This is a genomic window from Nonomuraea sp. NPDC052116 (genome assembly GCF_040680035.1).
Classification (GTDB): domain Bacteria; phylum Actinomycetota; class Actinomycetes; order Streptosporangiales; family Streptosporangiaceae; genus Nonomuraea; species Nonomuraea angiospora_A.
In genome coordinates this window covers 55,092-72,414 of record NZ_JBFAWA010000012.1, presented here as the reverse complement: position 1 = coordinate 72,414, position 17,323 = coordinate 55,092, and the positions used below count along the sequence as shown (strand labels likewise).

Below are 17,323 nucleotides of genomic sequence, written 5' to 3'. Positions count from 1 at the left end.
AAATATGTCACCGCTCCCGCCGCTCCCTCGCTGTCCGGGGCCGATGCCCGGACGCCAGGAGGTCCCGCATCCGGGACACCCACGGGGAGGACACCGGTTCGGCCCGTTCGTCGGTGACGAGGCCGCGCAGCTCCTGCCAGGCGGGTAACGGGATCACTTGTGTCATGGGCGGGAGATTAGAGATCATCACCGACAAAGCGACCGGGTGCGGATCCGGCCGTTCACAAGATCGAGTCGGGTGGGGAAAGGCCGCGTGATCGACGACGTACTCCGTTCCATGGCCGAGAAGATCGCGGCCGCGGCACCCCCGAAGTGGCGCCGGGCCGAACTGCGGGGGTTCGCGACCGCCGGCGGCGGATCCGGGCACAGCGGCCTGACGTACGAGCCCGGCGCCGGCGGCGGTGACGTCGACCTGCACGCCGAGCTGTGCGCCGTGCACACGCTGGCGGGGCCGGCCGGCGATCATCTGACCGTCGAGCTGGTGGTCGAGGCCAAGGGGCGGTTCGAGGCGGTGATCAGCGAGTCGCTGGAGCGTGCCCAGGGCGGCGGATTCCTGTACGTGCTCGACCGGCACGCGCTCCCGGCCGAGCCGGCGGCGTTCCAGAAGGGCCCGGTGGAGCCCACGCAGGCGGGGGACCCGCGGGAGGCGGTCGCGCTGCTCGGCGCCTATTTGCGGGAGCGGGACCGGATCCTGGGGCGGGACACGTACGCGCCGCCGCCCGCCCTGCCGGAGGCGCGCCGGGCCGAGCTCGCGATGGGGCTCCCCGACGACCTCCGTGCCCTGTACGCGCACATCGACGGCGACGGCGGCGAGGGGCTGCTGGACCGGTACCCCTGGTTCGGCCTGGAAAGGCTGGTGAGCCAGAGCCGCCCGGAGAACCGCTGGTGGGCCGCGGGCCGCGCCTGGCGTGACCACCTGCGCACCCCGTTGATCACCAGCACCGGCCCGCCGCTGGCGGTGCGCCGGGCGTCGGACCACCCGGGCTGGATCCCGTTCGCCACCAGCACCGGCGGCGACTTCCTGGCCGTGGACCTCGCGCCGGGCCCCGGCGGGCGCTCCGGCCAGGTCATCCGCATGGGCGTGCACCACGACGACGGCCCGGTCTACGTCGCCGACTCGGTGACCGGCCTGCTGCATCGGCACGTCGCCGCGCTGCGGGCGGGCGCGTACCGGGCCGAGCAGGGCGAGCTGTGGATCGACGCCGAGGAGCCGGAGGAGGAGCCCCGCACGCTGGTCGTCGCCGGCGCCGACGCGGCCTCCATGCGCGGCATGCGCGCGGGGATCGAACGCCTGACGGTGCTCAACGCCCCCTGGGCCGACTTCCGGCCCCTGCGCGGGACGCCGACGCTGTGGCAGATCACCGTGGAGAACGTGCCCGGAGCGGACCTGGGCCCGCTCCGCGACACGCCGGTGGAGCTGCTCGACCTGGCCATGGACGCGATCGACCTGTGGCCGCTGGCGGGCCACGCCACGCTGCGCCTGCTGACGCTGCGTACCGCGAACCCCGTGGACCTGGCGCCGCTCGTGTCGTGCCCGCGCCTGTACGGGCTGGACCTGTCCGAGGCCACCGTCAACGACCTCGGCGTGCTCGCCGACCTCAAGAACCTGCTCTACCTGCGCCTGCGCCGCGCGCAGTGGGAGGAGCTCTGGGAGCGGGCGGGCCACCCGGCGGGGCTGGCGGCGGCCGCGCTGGCCGCCGAGCCGCCCCGGGAGCGGGCCTGGTGGTGGTCGGTCGACAGGTCCTACCACGCCCCGGAGCCGTCGCTGAGGACGGCGGTCAAGTGGGCGGCCGACCTGGCGGGCAGGTCGGCGGACGTGCGGACCTTCGCGGGCCGGTTCGCCCGCGGCGGGTCAGCCCCTCGTTGAGATCAGCTCCAGGGCGCGCTGGTACTGCTCGGTGGACGGCTGCCGGGTCCAGGTCATGCCGGGCAGGCTGTCCGAGAGCATGCGCGCCATGACCATGGACATGACGTCGGACGGCTGCGCCTGCGGCATCTGCGGGCGCATCGACCGGTATCCGGCGAGCACCCGGCCGTAGTCGTACATCAGCGTGTTCGTGAAGCGGCTGCGCTCGGCGTCGGCGCTCTCCAGCCCCGCCACGAACTCGGGCTCCGGCTCCTCGATCACGGCCTTGTAGACGTCGAGCCGGTTGCGGATCTCGCCGGGGGCGGCGTGGCTGTGGGCGTCGTCGTACATGCGGGCCACGTGCTGCGGCATCTCCACGAGCACGGTCAGCATGCCGTAGCCGCCGTCCTCGTCGCCGTAGCCGCCGACGCCGCCGTCCACGCCCTGGGCGTGCGTGGCGCTCATCATCGCGCTGGTGAAGTCGTACTTGTCCATGCCGTCGACCGGCTCGGCCATCCAGTCGTCGTCGAGGTGCAGCACGCCGCCGGTCTCGCTGTGCGCGGCGCGGTCGATCAGGTGGCGTACGGCGCCCGCCGGGTCGGCCAGGGCCTGCGGGCCCATCGCGGCGAACTGCTCGGTGAGCAGGAAGAGCGAGATCATCATGGACGGGTCGTAGACGCGCAGCGCGCCGGACTCGCGGTGCGGGAAGACCGTGCTCTCCTCGTCGTACGCCTCGAGCCCGGCCATGAAGGCCCGCTCCTGCTCGTCGTCGAGGATGAGCTCCCAGGCCCACTTGCGTTCGACGTGGAACTTGTAGAAGTCCTCGCCTCTGAGCGGATCTCGGAACTTCCACCACAGAGCCACGCCCGCGACCAGGGCGGCGATCACACCCAATGCGATCCACATAGGGGTCCGTCTCTCTTTCTCTCGGGTTTACTGCCGGAAAGGCCGGACGGTAGCAGTGAAGATCCGCCGATCTCCCGGAAACAACCGGAAAGGAAGGACATGATCACCTTCAGTAGCCCCTAGAGAACGTTGTCCATAGGCGGGCGGCACCCGAACGGTGGCGCCGCCCGCCCGTGACGGGGTCAGGCCCAGGCCGTGACGGCCGTGAAGGAGCTGTCGTCGCGGAACCCGGCCGTGCCGTCGTAGGCGTCCACCCAGAGCTCGAAGCCGCGATGGCGCAGGAAGCGGCCGGGGTAGTTGCTCGATTCGAGGCGTACCGAGCCGCTCGCGGCGCCGGGGACGGCGTAGAAGGTGGCGTCGGCCCTGAACTGGGCCGTCCCGTCGTCGGCGCCCAGGCGCGCCCGCCAGCCGAAGTGCCGCAGGTACCGGCCGTCGGCGGCGCGCAGGGAGTAGCCGTTCGGCGCGGCGAGCCCCGTCACGATCGTGAAGGTGGCGTCCTGGCGGGTCTGGGCGTCGCTGGAGGCGCTCACCTCGTGCAGGTAGCCGAGGTCGTTCTGGTGCCTGGCGTAGCGGGCGGGATAGTTGACCGAGCGCAGCGACCTCGTCGTCCCCGTCGGGAGGGTGGCGGCGCCGGGGACCCTGGCGTGCGTGAGCGTGCCGAACCCGAGCTGGTCGAAGCCGCCGCTGTTGGGCCCGTAGTCGCCGCCGCCGCCCTCCGGCCGCACCTTGGCGACGAACGCGGCCGAGTACGGCATCGCCAGGCCGCGCCTGACGGCGTAGTGGTGGTAGACGGTCTCCCAGACGGGCCGCACCTCGCCGCGGCTGGCCGAGGAGATCGCGGTGTGCGTCTGCTGGGCACAGTTCTGGCCGGTGCCCCAGGTGTAGGCGGTGAACGGGACGTCCTCGCCCAGGTTGTACTTGGCGATGTACTCGCACGCCTGGGCGAACCGGTTGCCGTCGTAGCCGTACAGGTCGATGCCCTGGTTCCAGGCCATCTCGCAGAAGGCGCCCATCTGGCCGACGCCCATCATGGTGTGGCCCTGGTCGCGCCCGCTCTCCTGCCACTGCGCGAGCCCGCCGCTGTGCAGGAACGGGATGGCGTGCGCGATCGAGCCGTTGCCCGCGCCCGTCTTGAAGTACGTGACGGCCCGGTCGATGAGGTCCTGCCGGTCGCAGAGCACGCCGATGGCCAGGATCGAGTTCATGGAGCACAGATCCCAGTTGGCCCAGTAGTTGGTGATGCAGGCGTCGTTGTGGTTGGTCAGGAAGCTCTCGTTGAGCGGGTGGAAGACGTTGAGCATCATCCGCTGGAAGCGGGCCAGGTCGAAGCCGCCGTAACCGCGCATGATCTCGGCGACGTTGGCGAACTGGTAGCCGTAGATGCCCGCGGCCAGGAACCGGTCGGCGTTGCCGGTGACCGTGGTGAGCGTGCCGGACCAGGCGTTGAGGATGTCGCGCGCCTTGTCGCCGTGCGCGGTGCTGCCGCTGACCTTCCAGCGCAGCGCGTTCTGGTAGGCGGCGTGGATGTCGTTGTAGAGGATGCCGTAGTTCTGGCCGTCGCCGCCGCGGACGATCGTCGCCTGCGGGTTGGGCGTCCAGGTGCTCTGGGAGTGGGAGTTGGCCACGAGCCGGTCCCAGCCCGCCTTCCACGGCTGGGCTCCGGCGTTGACCATCGAACGCATGCGGTCGAAGTCGGCCTGCGTGTGCAGCAGGCCGGGGTGACTGGCCGCGGCGGCGGGCTCGGCGCGGCCCAGCAGGGCCGCGCCGGCGCCCGCGGCGAGCACGGTGTTGAGCGCTGTCTTGAGGGCTCCGCGACGGGTGACGTGGGGGGTGCGTGCGGACATGACCTCTCCTTAGGGGGTTGGAGGGTACGGGGTCACAGGCTCGCGAGGGCGACGCGCAGCCGCTCGGCCGCGGCGTCGATCTGCTCCTGACCGCTCAGCTCGGAGCGGGCGTGCTCCAGCGCGGCGGTCAGCTCGGGGGTGCGGCGGCCCGGATCGACGGCCTCGGCCTCCTCGATGAGCAGGTCGAGCAGGGTACGGTCGTCGCTCATGGACAGGAACTCGATCTCCGCCACGTTGGTGTTGCCCGACGGGAAGGCGATGCGCAGCCACGGGTAGGCCGCGGTCCGCGGGAGCGGGACGGAGTACCACTGCGCCGCGTCTACCCCGCTGACCGTGTGCAGGTCGGTCCAGGTGGCGCCGCCGTCGGCGGATCCCCTGAACACGGCACCGTTCAGGCGAGTGACGTGGGTGGAGCGCGGGTGGTAGCGGAGCGCGTCCAGCGCGACCGCCGCCGGCAGGCGCACGTCGATCCAGCCCGCCGAGGTGGTGGTGTCGGTGGCGGTGGCCAGGTCGCCGTCGAAGGCTCGCCAGCCGTTCTGGGCCTTGGTGCCGCCGCCTCCCCACGGTTCGGTGGACGCCTCCACCATGGACGGCTCGACGGTCACCTTCTTGAGCAGCGTGCCGACCGGCACGAGCTGCTCGACGGCGGCGTAGATCCGGTCGATCAGCTCGTCCTCGTCGCCACCCGCCCGCGCCTCGGCGATCGCCCGGGTGAGCAGGTAGTGGCTGCCCTTGGTGTAGTCGGCCGCGGGCAGCTTCTCCGTTTCGGCGATCACGGTGGCGAGCGGTTCGGCCGTCGCCATCAGCAGGCCCGAGCCCGGCCGTTCTGCGCCGTCCGCGCCGATCGCCGCGATCCGGTAGAAGCGGGTGCCGTGCCGCAGCGGTTCGTCGGTGAAGTCGAAGGTCAGCGCGCTGGACAGCACCGGGCGCCAGGCGGCGCTCGCGCCGTCCTTGCGGTAGACGGTGAACCGGGTGGCGGCGTCCGGCTTGCTCCAGCGCAGCGTCACCCGGTCCCGGGCCCGCTCCACCCGGGCGTACAGCGTCCCTTCGCGGTCGGGCGACACCGTGACGTGGCTGAACGTGGCCGCCGTGGCCGCCGCGACCCCGGCGTACACGCCTTCGGGGAAGGGCGTGAACAGCTCCGCCACGTACGACCACGACCGGCCGTCCTTGCTCGCCCACGCCCGCACGATCTGGGCGTCGGCATCCCGTACGAGCTTGACGAACGGGTACTCGGCCGCGGTGTATCCCTGGATGCCGGCGTCGATCGGGCTGCGCCGGTCGTCCTGCCAGTCGTGCCGGGAGTCGCGGGTGCGGTTGCGCAGGACGAGCCGGCCCGAGGCGTCCGCGCCGAAGTAGATGTAGCGGGCGTCGGCTCGGAGCAGCACGCCACTGGCCGGGCCCCGCGCCTGCTCGATCCGGGCGCTGACCGAACCACTGCCGGTGAGCACCTCGTTCGAGAACAGCAGGGTGTCCTTGATGTCACGCTTGTCCAGGTAGTAGTCGTCGCCGTCGCCGAGGCCCTTGCCGTCGCCCCCGGTGAGCTCGACGCGGTCCCCGTCCGCCTTGACGCGGCCCGCGACCTCGCCGACGCGGTCCACCGGCGCGGCGGGCGGCTGGACGGCCTGCGAGGCCCAGCCGGAGCCGTGGCGGTTCACGCCGGTCACGGTGTAGGCGCCGGACTGCCTGCCGGCCTCGTACGTCGTGCCGCGGACCCCGGTGGCGACCACCTTGCCGTCGCGCCTGATCGTGTACGACTCGGCACCGGCGGCGGCCTTCCAGGTGAGGGTGACGCCGTCGCGGTCGCGCAGGGCCTGGACGAAGTCCACGTGGTGCGGCTTCGGCCGCTCGGCCACGGCGCCGTCCAGCCTCAGCACCATCGCGGTCTCGGGCGGCACGCTCACCGCGCCCCCGGCCACCCGCCTGCCCGAGACCAGGTCCACCGCGTCGCCGGGCACGTCCAGCGAGAACGAGCGCTTGTTGCCGTGGTCGTCCCGGGTGGTGTTGAAGGCGAACACGTAGTTCCCGTAACGGGCGGTCAGGAAGTCGGCGTATCCGGAGTAGGGGGTGTCGAACTCGTAGTTCTCCCGCCGCACGGTGCCGACCCCCGGCTGGTAGGCCGCGGGCAGGATCTCACCGGCCAGGGCCTGCGGCAGGCCGCCGTCGCCCTTCTGCTGGTCCTCCATGAAGTCGACGTCGATGTTGTCCATCCGCAGGTTGTAGTCGCGGTAGGCGAACTGCGTGTCCGTGGCGATCTGCACGACGTTGTGGTGGTCCTTGTCCAGGACGTGCAGCCGCCCGTTCCCGGCGACGCCGCGCTGCCGTTCGAACAGCGAGCCGAAGATCCGGGTGTCGCCGTCGCGTACGGAGACGAACATGTCGTCCACGTCCGCGAACGCGAACCGCTCGTAGCGGGCCGGGTCGACGCCCAGGGCGGCGAGCTCCGCGGGCGTGTACGCGGCGAAGTCCGTCTGCGGGAGCACGGCCCCGGCCGCCGGACGGGCGCGCAGGTAGGCGTAGGTCTCGGGCAGCCACATGTCGTACTTCCGCTTCGCCTCCACGGAGGAGAAGGTGTTGAAGTACTGGTTGTCGGCGAGCTGCTGCTGGACGAACCCGGCCGCCTCGTTCGCGTAGCGCCGGTACGGCTCCCACTCCGCGCCCGCGTAGCGCTCGGCGTGCTCGGCCATGTGCTTGTCCAGCGTGACGTACTCCATCGTGCGGCCCTCGGTGTTGCGCAGCGCGTACGCGGGCCAGCCCGGGTAGGCCGCGTTGCGCTCGTCGACGGCCATCTCCGCCAGGGCCACCCGCTTGCCGTCGTCGTCCGTGCCGGTGTAGCGGGTGAAGCCGCGGGCGTGCAGGTTCTTCAGCGCCAGCTTGAGGATCTCGTCGTTGAGTTTCTCGTCGCCCTGGTGGCCCCAGGTGCGGAAGAAGTACTCCGGCAGGTAGTTGGTGGCCTCGCCGTAGTTGGCGACGAAGGTGTTCTCCCTGGTCAGACCGGCCTTGGTGATGCCGGTGTAGTGCTCGCCGTACGGCAGGCGGCGCACCACGCGCCCGTCGGGACCGAGCTTGCTCCTGGCCAGGCCCTTGCCCACGATCTGCGCGAAGTCGTCGGTGAAGCGGGCGGTGGTGTCGTGGTAGAAGAGCGAGTGGTAGAGGTCCAGGTCCTTGCCGTCGGGCCCCACCAGCACCTCTTCGCCGAGGAAGGGCTCGACGCCGAGCGCCTCCAGCAGGATCCGGTGGCTCCTGGCCTTGCCCTCGTAGAAGCGCGACCCGATCACCCGCAGGCCCTCGTGCGCCTCCCACGCGCCCTCGTAGGTGTACATCACCTGGTTGTAGATGTAGGACAGGCGCGCGCGGGCGAAGTCGAAGTTGGCCTTCAGCACCCGCTCGTACGCCTCGCGCCGGGACAGCTCCCCGCCGTCCCAGTCCACGCCCTTGAGCGAGGACGGCCCGTCCTGCGTGCCGGTGACGAAAGGCTCGTCCAGGAACGCCTCGAACTCCTTCGTGCCGTACACCTCGGGGATCAGGTTCTCCACGATGTACAGCGCCTCGCCCAGGGCCCCGTAGTAGCCGCCCCAGTCGCCCTGGTGGCCACCCCGCAGCAGCAGCCGGGTGTCGGCGTAGTAGTCCTTGACGTGGTTGTCGATCGCCTTGAACAGCCGTCCCAGCGCCGCCTTCTTCAGCTCGGGCGTGTTCGCCAGCGTCCACGGCTCCAGCAGCGCCGAGGCGTAGAAGCGCAGGTCGTCCTGGTAGCGGACGATCGACAGCTTCGCCGTCGGCGAGGCGTCGAGCTGCCCGCTGTACTGGTTGAACAGGTCGATCTGGCTCTTCCGGTAGCGGTCGACCATCGCCTGCTTCTCGGCGTCGGCCGGCCCGGGCGCGGGCGTCGTGTCCGGAGTGACCGTCCCCTGCTTCTCGCCGGAGACGTCCAGGTACGCGGTGGTGTGCGTGTAGGCCCGGTAGTAGCCGCGCGAGTCGGCGGTCACGGGCTGGGCGAACCCGGCGTCGTACGTCCGGACCGTCATCTCCACGGCCCGCCGGCCCAGGGTGTGGCCGAGCGGCAGCATGATCGTGTTGTAGTAGAACCGGCCCGGCAGCGCCTTGCTCGACCCGAGGTTGATCGCCTCGTAGTCGCCCGAGCGCCGGTAGCCGATCTGCTCGCCGTTGACGTAGGCGATCGTCTTGTAGGGCGAGACGTCGCTCCCCCAGAACTTCAGCGTGAAGTAGTTCTGCGCGACCGGATCGACCGCGACCCTGAACCTCAGCTCACCGCCCTTGACGGTGGGCGGCGAGGTCGGCTTGGCGACGCGGGCGGGCTCCCCCAGCGCCCCTTCGACCACCTCGGTGGAGGCCGCCTGCAGCGCATGCGCGCTCTCGGACTCGGTGTCGCCGAACGTGACCTCGTCCACGTGTCCGGCGGGCAGAGGGGCGGCCATCGCGGGGGGCGCGGCGAGGAAGGGCAGCAGCAGGATCGCGGCGAGCGGGCCGCCTAACCGGTGCCGTATGAGCATGGCGGATCTCCCGATAGAAAACGTTCTCCCCGGAGATTAGGCCGCAGTGAGATGCCCGACAAGAACCCGTTACCCAGGCGTTACATGAGCGATCAGCTCAAGCTCAGCGTTTTACCAGTTCAGAGACATGGTTGGCGGCTGGAAATTCAGGAATGCGCTTTCCCCTCTTGCCGACCCGCCGGGACGCGTTTACGCTGAGCGCACTCTGATAGGTACCGTTAACTACGCTCGCTGGCTCAGAAGGTCCAGAACTCGTTCGCGTTCTCCTTGGTCGCCAGCTTGACCGGGACCGCCACCGACTTGGCGACCGTCTGGCCCTTGGCCGCCTTGATCCCGTCCTGCACCGCCTGCCAGCCGATCAGCCGCGGCTGCTGGGTGACCGTGGCGGCCATGCTGCCCGCCCGCACCGCCTTGATCCCGTCCGGCGTGCCGTCGAAGCCGACGACCTTGACGTGGCCCGCCTTCGGCCCCAGGGCCTGGATCGCGCCCAGCGCCATCTCGTCGTTCTCCGCGAACACCCCGTCGAGGCCCGGGTGGGACCGGATGAGGCCTGTCATGACGTTCAGGCCCTTGGCCCGGTCGAAGTCGGCCCGCTGCGCGGCCACGACCTTGATCTTCGGGTAGGCGGCGATGCCGTCGGTGAAGCCCTTGCTGCGGTCTCGGGAGGCGGAGGTGCCGGCCGTACCGCGGAGCACGATCACCTGGCCCTTCCCGCCGATCTGCTTGGCCAGCTCCTGCGCGCCGAGCTTGCCTCCGGCCAGGTTGTCCGAGGTCAGGGTCTGCGCCACCGAGGCGTGGTTGATGGCGCGATCGGCCGCGATCACCGGGATGCCGGCCAGGTTGGCCGCTCGGACCTCCGTGGCGAGCGCGTTGGAGTCGACCGGGTTGATGATGACCGCTTTCAGCTTGCGGCTGGTGAAGCCCTGGATCTGCGTCGCCTGCCGGGAGGCGTTGTTCTGGGCGTCGGCGACGGCCAGCTTGGCCCCGAAGCGCTGCGCGGCCGCCTCCGCCCCGTCACGGAACTGGACGAAGTACGGGTTGTTCATCGTCGAGACCGACAGGCCGATGGTGAGGCCCTCCGTGTCGTCGCCGTTGGCGGGCACGCCGCAGGCGGCCGCGCCCAGCGCGACCCCGGCAATGACGTACGCGAGACTTCGCATGATCATATCTTCTCGTTGGGCTTCAGCCCCGCTGCGAAAGGGCACCGACCGGCGAGCGCGCTCCACACGCACCCGTGACCGCCCGGCCGCTGCGCTGAGGCCGGGCGGCGGCACGAACGGCCACCACGTAACCGCTGGTCAGAGTGTATGTGATGGTCTTCACGTTTGCCGAACCCGAATTGTGAGACCGTCATCACGGCGACGGCGCGAACCCCAGGAGACTCAGTGGTCCCAGCCGGCCACCAGCTCCACGAACGTCGCCGGATGCTCCACATGCAGGAAATGCCCGGAATCAGGCCACACCACGGTCCTGGATCGCGGATGGCCGGGGAGACCCGCCTCCCACCGCGCGGCCTCCGGCACATTGTGCACGGCGAGCACCGGACAGGCCCGTCTTGCCAGATATCGCTCGGATTCCCGCCGCACCCCGAACGCACCCGGCACGGTGTACATCCCGGCGTAGCACTCGGCCAGCACGTGACCTGGCGTGGCCAGCAGCTGCCCGGTGATCGGCGCGGGCAGCGGCCCGAGCTGCCGCAGCGCGGCGGCCACGCCGTCGGCGCGCAACGCCGCCAGGCGCCCGGGGATGAGCCGTTCCTCCTCCTCGTCGGCGCCGTAGGCGGGGGCGACCACCACCAGCCCGCTGACCAGCTCCGGGTGCTCGACCGCCAGCGCGGTGACCACCTGGGCGCCCATGGAGTGCCCGACGGCCAGCACCGGCTCGTCGAGCAGCGGCACCAGGTCGCGAGCCAGGTCGACGGGCCGGTACCCGGCCTCCGGGACCGGGGAGCGGCCGTGGCCGCGCAGGTCTGGGGCGATCACCCGGCGGCCCCCGAAGTCCAGGCCCCGCCACAGCCGGTGGTCGCCGCCCCAGCCGTGCACCAGGAGCAGCGGCGGGCCGCCCTGGCCCCAGGTCTCGACGTGCACCCTCATGGGGTGCCCGAGGTGCTGGAGAGACCGGTGTTGCTCATGTGCGGTAGCCGATCTGCTCGAAGCGCGCCGAGCAGCCCTCCCCCGCCAGGTCCTGCACCCAGAACCCCACGAACGCGCCGGTGAAGCCGAAGGCCCGCACCTTCCCGTCGATGAACTCGTCGGCGTGCTCGTCCGACAGGATCGTGGCGTCCAGGTCCGGGCCGTGGTTGAAGCGCACCACCGGCCCGTCGAACTCCACGCGCAGCTCGACCTCGCCTCCCGCGGGGCCGAGCAGGCGCTCGGTGCGGGTCCCCTGGTCGCTGCTGGTCAGCACCAGGCCGTCGGCGGTCACGGCCAGGTAGTGCCAGTTGCGCGAGTTGTAGTAGGCGACGATGCCCGCCCACTGGTGGACGCTGTCCGGCTCGAACCGCATGACCGTTTCCAGGGAGCACTTCCGGTCCGTGACCCGGCGGGCGACCAGGCTCGGGCTGCGCAGGCCGTACGGGGACTGACCGCCCTTGACGGTGAGCCCGCCCTGGTCGACGGTCAGCCAGTCGGGCGAGGCGGGCCGCCGCAGCGTGCTCCAGTCCGGCCCGAGCCCGCCGGGGGACGGCGAGCCGCCGTTCCAGCCCTCGGTCGCCGGCCACGGGTGCGCGGGCAGCTCGGGCGCGGCCACCTCGACGGCGGGCACACCGCCCGCCACGCGCGGCCAGCCGTTCTCCCAAGTCACGCGCTGCAGCGCGGTCTCGCGCCCGAGCACGCACCTGCCGTTGTGGTACGGCCGGGCCATCAGGTGGGACAGGTACCACTCCCCCGTCTGCGTCTCCACCAGGCAGCCGTGCCCGGCCTTCTGCAGCTCCAGGCTCCGGTCGTGACGCGAGGTGAGCATGGGCCCCGCCGGGTCCTCCTCGTACGGCCCCGACATCGAGCGGGAGCGCAGCACCGTGACCCCGTGCTCGTAGCCGGTGCCGCCCTCGGCCACCATCAGGTAGTACCAGCCGTCGATCTTGTAGAGGTGCGGGCCCTCGGTGACATTCCGGTTGGGCAGGATCAGCTCGGGTTTGCCGCCGTCGAGGGGCTGCAGCTCGATCCCGGCGAACCCGCGGCCCGGCCGGGAGTCGAAGACCATGTTGAGCAGCCAGCTCCGGCCGTCCTCGTGGTAGAGGGAGGCGTCGAAGCCGCGGCCCGGCAGCCGGACCGGGTCGGACCACGGCCCCTCGATCGAGGGCGCGGTGATCAGGTGGTTGGCGATGTCCTTGTAGCCGAGGGCGTAGTTGTCCATGACGCCGTAGACCAGGTGGAACAGCCCGTCGTGATAGGTCAGGTCGGGCGCCCAGATGCCCCCGGAGTCGGGCACGCCGGACAGGTCGAGCAGCCCGCGCCCGGTCAGGACGCCGCCCAGCGGGCGCCAGTTCACCAGGTCACGGGAGTGGTGCACCCGGACGCCCGGATACCACTCGAAGGTCGAGGTGGCCAGGTAGTAATCCTCGCCCACCCGCACGATCGAGGGGTCGGGGTCGAAACCGGGCAGGACGGGATTGCGGATCATACGATCTCCACACTCTTTCCAGCAGGAAGCTCAACTTCTCGGCGCAGGCCCGAGGCACGGTGAACAACGGTAACGTTCCGGTCGATCGTCCTCCGCCGACTCGGGGAGCGAGTGCATCAGTCCTCCAGGAAGAGCACCACGGTGCTGAGGGGCGCGACCTCGATCGGGGCTCCCAGGCGGACGCGGCGGCCGGTCACGAGGTCACGGGCGTGGCCGGGGCCGGTGGTGTGCAGGCGGCGGGGCCGGTCCTCGGAGGTGTTCATGCCGATGAGGTAGCGGCTGTAGGAACAGCGGTAGAACTGGGCCTTCCCGACGAAGAGCTTCTCCACACCCGGGAAGTCCACCCCGAGCGCGGGGTCCGGGACGTCCGCGGGGTGCGGCCCGACCTTGAGCACCTCGCCCGCTAAGGCCTGGTGGACCTGCGGACCGGGGGGCGGGAAGCCGCCGGGCGGGATGTGGGAGGCGGCGGGGTCGTTGATGGCGAAGGAGAAGCAGACCCAGTCGGCCTCGGTCCAGGTGTCGCCGGTGGGCGTGACCTGGCACTGCTGCCGGACGGTGGCGACCCGGTGGGTGTCCGGGGTGATGTGGTGGACCCGGGCCAGGTCGTTGACGGCCTGCCGGGCGCGCCAGTAGAGGGAGACGTAGAGGATCTCCTTGCCGTTCTTGATCGCGACGACGCCGTTCTCCTCGTCGGAGAAGACGAAGGCAGGGGCGTCCCAGTCCATGGGGAACCGCGTGCCGCTCGCCGGCAGCGCCTGGAACGCAGGCCAGTCGCGCTGCACGAGGCGCAGGGCGTTGAGCCCCACGCGTGGCCAGGTGTTGGTGAGCAGCAGGTCGAGGTGGCCGAAGAACTGGTTGTCGGCGATCATGCGCTGGGCGTGCCCGGTGATCGCGGGGTCGCCGAGCACGGCGGCGGCCATGGCGGGGTGGCCGTCCCAGGCCAGGCGCTGGGCGTAGACGACGTCGCCGGGATAGTGGTCGTCGCGCCAGCCGACGGCGGCCTCCATGCGCATGGTGCGGTAGCCGTCGTTGTCGACCTCGGGGTAGCGGAAGACGGCCCGCGCGTTGATCATCTTGATCAGGTGCGCCTTCAGCTCGGCGTCCTCGACGCCGTCGAAGCGGGTGACGGCCTCGTAGAGCAGGACCAGCCAGTCGGTCACCTCGCCGTAGTTGCCGACGTACCCCAGCTCCCTGGTCAGGCCCTTGCGGGTGACCTGGTGGAAGTGCTCGCCGAGGATCTTGCTGGGGGTGCCGGAGGCGTCCTCCCTGCCCAGGAAGGGCTTCAGGCCGACGGACTGGTGGATGTAGTCGCGGGCCTTCTCCTCGGCGAGCGGCGCCTTCTCCGGATTTATCAGCATCAGGGCGCGGTTGCAGCGGTAGATGCCGAGCGCGCAGATCATCGTCTGGTTGCTGTAGTGCGGCATGTGCCGGCGCCAGTACGAGATCGACTCGGCCAGCATCCTGGTGTACGCGTCCCGCCGTACCGGGAGATCGCCCTGGACCGGCGGGGTGGCCCCGTCCAGCGGCGTGACCTCGACGTCGTCGAACCAGGCGGTGCCGCCGCCCTCGACCCGGACGTCCAGCCGGAGCTCGACCGCGGTGGCCGGGGTGGTCAGCTCGGCGGTGATCTGCGTCCAGTCCCGGGTGCCGGCCGGGGCGTAGAACTTGTTGTCGGTGCCGACGATCTTCCCGGCGGCGTCGTAGAAGAGCACGTCGAGGTAGGCGCCCGGGGCCACGACGTCCTCGGTCCTGACCCAGACGCCGTAGCGGTGCCGGCCCTGGCCGATGAGGGTGCGGTTCTGGGCGGTGTTCCAGCCCGCGGCGGCCCCGGCGGCGACGGTGACCTTGACCGAACGCGCGCCGCCGCGCTTGACCGTGTCGTCCCAGAGCCAGGTGGCCGTGCCGGCCCACCGGGCGGTGTTCCAGGAGGCGGGGGCCGTGCCGCCGCGCTCGAAGCCCGGGTTGGGCGCGCCCACCGGCCGCCCGCCGACCGGGCGTTCCAGCCGGTCGCCCAGGACGTCGCGGAGCAGCAGGAGCGCCGTGCCGACCTTGGCGAAGCCCTCCCACTGCTGGTCGGAGGCGGTCAGCACGGTCGGGTCGGTGAGCCACTTGGTGTAGCGGGCGTCGATGGCGGCCAGCACCTGGTCGATCGCGTCCGCGGACCGGTAGGCGGGGCTCTCGGGCCAGAAGTAGCCCTCGGCCAGCCCCTGGAAGGCCCAGGAGTCGAGCGCGGCGGGGTTGCCGTCGAGCCAGTTGCGGTGCTCGCGCAGCACCCTGGCCTCGATGTCCGCCAGCACCTCGGGGCCGGGCGCGGGCCGGACGGGCGCGTCGGGCGCCGGCCCCTGGATGCCGTCGCCGGGGAAGTACGGCTCGGTATGGGTGTAGATCCGGTAGAAGGGGCGGCTGGGCTTGTCCATCGACCGGTAGAACTCGGCCGCGTTCTGCCCGTAGCCCCAGATCCGGCCCATCGACCGGATCTCCAGCGTGACCTGCTCGCGGTCGCGCGTCATCGCCTCGGGCAGCGGCAGCGTGTGGAAGTGGAAGCGGCCCGGCGAGTGGGCGTCCTGGCTGAGGATGTCCAGCGGATCGACCGCGCCCAGGTGGTAGTGGCCGACCTGCGCGCCCGCGCAGAAGAGCTGGAGCCGGGACTGGTCGGCCTCGCTCGCGGCCCGGTCGCCGCCCCACAGCTTGATCGTGACGTACGTGGTGCCGCGCGGCGCGCACTTGACGGTGAAGGAGACCGTGCCGCCCCAGACCCCGGCGGGCTCCTGCGGGTTGAGCACGCGCGCGGAGCGGCCGAGCGCCCCGGCCACCACCGCCGACCGGTCGGCGGTCACCGCGTGCGCGCTCTCGGAGGCCTCGTCGCCGAAGACCACCACGTCCAGCGGGGCCTCACGGCCTGTCGTGGCGGCGGCGGCCTCGCCGTTCCATAACCACGTGGCGGCGGCCAGCGCGCCGGAGGACGCCAGCACGGTCCTCCGGCTGATGGGGAGCGCCATCGTCACTGGCCCTTCAGGTAGGCGTCGGCCTGCTTGGCCATCTCGGCCTGGACCTTGGCCAGGCCGGCCCGCTCCAGCGCCTTCTTCAGCTTGTCCAGCCCCTGGTCGACATCGACGGCGCCGATGAACAGCGGGTTGGCGAACTGCGTCATGGCCGCGGTGACCTGGGTGTTCTCCCGCTTGATCGGCTCCGGGTCGGGGACGAAGCTGGCGTAGGGGTCGACGGTGAAGTTGTCGATGTCCTGCGCCCAGCCGAACCACTTGGCCTCGGACTCCGTCATGCCCTTGACCCGGCGCTCCAGCTTGGCCCGCCAGGCGAGGGCGAAGCCGGGGAAGGTGTAGGTGGACAGCTGCTCGTACTTGTCGTCGCCGACGGGGTTCCAGTCCTTGCCGGGGAGGCCGTAGTTGATCAGGTCGTGGTTCTCCTTGATCGACACCCAGTCCTGCAGCTGCATGGCCTTCTCGTTGCTCTCGCCCTTGGCGTTGAGCACGACGAAGTTGTCGCTCTGGAACGTCTGGTACGGCTTGGCGCTCTCGCCGCCCTTGAGCGGCATCACGTTCGCGATCATCGCGCCGGGCACGTTCTTGGTCAGCTCGGACAGCCCCGTGGAGGACAGGCCGTCGGTCATGGCCCAGCCGGTGGCGACGCGGCCGGCCTTGAACTGGGAGTCCAGCGCCTTCGAGTCCAGGGTGAGGGCGTTCTTGTTGATCAGCCCGTCCTGGTAGTACTTGCGGATCTTGCGCAGCGCGTCCACCATGCCCGGGGCCTCCCACCACGGGATCGGGTTGGACGAGCCGGTCTGCTTGCCGTCGGCGGCCAGGACGAAGTTGAGCGAGTCGCCGGTGAAGGAGGCGATGCTCATGGTGGGGTTGTCCCACATGTAGGGGTTGAGCCAGCCGACCGGGTTCCACGCCACCAGCAGCTTGGGCATCCGGGAGCTGACCCCGATCGGGATGATGTCCTTGTTCTTCTGCTTGACGTCGTACCAGAACTTCTCCAGCCCGGCGAAGTCCGTGATGTCGCTCATGCCGAGCTTCTCCGCCAGGTCCTGGCGGATGCTGAAGTGGTGGAAGCGGGCGACCGAGTTGATCTGGGGCAGGCCGTAGAGCTTGCCGCTCCACCGGTTGAGCTCGATGATCTTCGGGTCGATCGTGGCGGTCAGGTTGGGGTACTTGCCGCTGGACAGCAGGCTGCTCAGCTCGACGATCGAGCCGCTGGCCGCGAGCTGGGTCATGTTGAGCCAGCGCGCCTGCAGCGCGGTGTCGAACTTCTCCCCCGCGGTGAACTTGAGCAGCGCCTGCTGGCCGTAGCTGGTCCACGGGATGAACTGCGGCTTGATGGTGAAGCCCAGGTCCGCCTGGAGCTTCTTGTTGACCTCGGCCAGGACGGCGTCCCAGCCGGCCGGGACGTCGCCGGGGAGCAGCAGGCTCAGCGCGAGCGCGCCGGCGCTCTGGGCGCCACCGGTGGCCTGCGGCTTCTGGGAGTCGTCCGAGCAGGCGGCGAGCAGGGCGGCCAGGGACAGGCCGCCGCCGGTGGCCAGCAGGCGGCGCCGCGACATGAGGTGGTGGGACACGGTAACTCCTGAGGTGGGGGGA

Annotated in this window: 10 protein-coding genes; 1 reads left to right on the top strand and 9 read right to left on the bottom strand. The window is 71.0% G+C overall.

Annotated elements, in window-relative coordinates:
• Positions 1-7 precede the first annotated feature (7 nt).
• Entirely contained in the window at positions 8-166 is a 159-nt protein-coding gene (locus AB0L65_RS24025) for a hypothetical protein (RefSeq protein ID WP_364248942.1), read from the bottom strand.
• Between the two features lie 87 nt (positions 167-253).
• Between AB0L65_RS24025 and AB0L65_RS24020 the strand changes: the two genes are divergently transcribed.
• Complete coding sequence (locus AB0L65_RS24020; protein WP_364248940.1) at positions 254-1,867, top strand: SMI1/KNR4 family protein; 1,614 nt, start codon at positions 254-256, stop codon at positions 1,865-1,867.
• On the opposite strand, the gene AB0L65_RS24015 is transcribed toward AB0L65_RS24020, so the two are convergent.
• The 8 genes from AB0L65_RS24015 to AB0L65_RS23980 all read right to left on the bottom strand — a co-directional run bounded on the left by AB0L65_RS24015 (position 1,853) and on the right by AB0L65_RS23980 (position 17,301).
• Positions 1,853-2,752, bottom strand: a complete 900-nt coding sequence (locus tag AB0L65_RS24015; protein ID WP_364248938.1) for a hypothetical protein — start codon at positions 2,750-2,752, stop codon at positions 1,853-1,855. The genes AB0L65_RS24020 and AB0L65_RS24015 overlap by 15 nt on opposite strands.
• 182 nt (positions 2,753-2,934) lie before the next feature.
• Positions 2,935-4,596, bottom strand: a complete 1,662-nt coding sequence (locus AB0L65_RS24010) for an AbfB domain-containing protein (RefSeq protein ID WP_364248936.1) — start codon at positions 4,594-4,596, stop codon at positions 2,935-2,937.
• 32 nt (positions 4,597-4,628) lie between these two features.
• Positions 4,629-9,107, bottom strand: coding sequence for a hypothetical protein (locus AB0L65_RS24005; protein ID WP_364248934.1), 4,479 nt, complete (start codon positions 9,105-9,107; stop codon positions 4,629-4,631).
• Between the two features lie 236 nt (positions 9,108-9,343).
• The gene (locus tag AB0L65_RS24000) at positions 9,344-10,267 is read right to left on the bottom strand and encodes a substrate-binding domain-containing protein (RefSeq protein ID WP_364248932.1); all 924 of its coding nucleotides are present in this window, start codon (positions 10,265-10,267) and stop codon (positions 9,344-9,346) included.
• Between the two features lie 222 nt (positions 10,268-10,489).
• The gene (locus AB0L65_RS23995; protein ID WP_364248930.1) at positions 10,490-11,194 is read right to left on the bottom strand and encodes an alpha/beta hydrolase; all 705 of its coding nucleotides are present in this window, start codon (positions 11,192-11,194) and stop codon (positions 10,490-10,492) included.
• Between the two features lie 40 nt (positions 11,195-11,234).
• The gene (locus AB0L65_RS23990) at positions 11,235-12,728 is read right to left on the bottom strand and encodes a glycoside hydrolase family 43 protein (protein WP_364248928.1); all 1,494 of its coding nucleotides are present in this window, start codon (positions 12,726-12,728) and stop codon (positions 11,235-11,237) included.
• Between the two features lie 116 nt (positions 12,729-12,844).
• Positions 12,845-15,727: a hypothetical protein gene (locus AB0L65_RS23985; protein ID WP_364248926.1), complete on the bottom strand. Its 2,883-nt coding sequence runs from the start codon at positions 15,725-15,727 to the stop codon at positions 12,845-12,847.
• 2 nt (positions 15,728-15,729) lie between these two features.
• Complete coding sequence (locus AB0L65_RS23980) at positions 15,730-17,301, bottom strand: DUF3502 domain-containing protein (RefSeq protein WP_364248924.1); 1,572 nt, start codon at positions 17,299-17,301, stop codon at positions 15,730-15,732.
• Positions 17,302-17,323: the final 22 nt, after the last annotated feature.

Excerpts from the sequence above, each read along its gene's own strand:
- AB0L65_RS24005 (WP_364248934.1), bottom strand. The coding sequence starts at position 9,107 with ATGCTCATACGGCACCGGTTAGGCGGCCCGCTCGCCGCGATCCTGCTG.
- AB0L65_RS23990 (WP_364248928.1), bottom strand. The coding sequence starts at position 12,728 with ATGATCCGCAATCCCGTCCTGCCCGGTTTCGACCCCGACCCCTCGATC.
- AB0L65_RS24000 (WP_364248932.1), bottom strand. The coding sequence starts at position 10,267 with ATGCGAAGTCTCGCGTACGTCATTGCCGGGGTCGCGCTGGGCGCGGCC.
- AB0L65_RS24010 (WP_364248936.1), bottom strand. The coding sequence starts at position 4,596 with ATGTCCGCACGCACCCCCCACGTCACCCGTCGCGGAGCCCTCAAGACA.
- AB0L65_RS23985 (WP_364248926.1), bottom strand. The coding sequence starts at position 15,727 with ATGGCGCTCCCCATCAGCCGGAGGACCGTGCTGGCGTCCTCCGGCGCG.
- AB0L65_RS24025 (WP_364248942.1), bottom strand. The coding sequence starts at position 166 with ATGACACAAGTGATCCCGTTACCCGCCTGGCAGGAGCTGCGCGGCCTC.
- AB0L65_RS24015 (WP_364248938.1), bottom strand. The coding sequence starts at position 2,752 with ATGTGGATCGCATTGGGTGTGATCGCCGCCCTGGTCGCGGGCGTGGCT.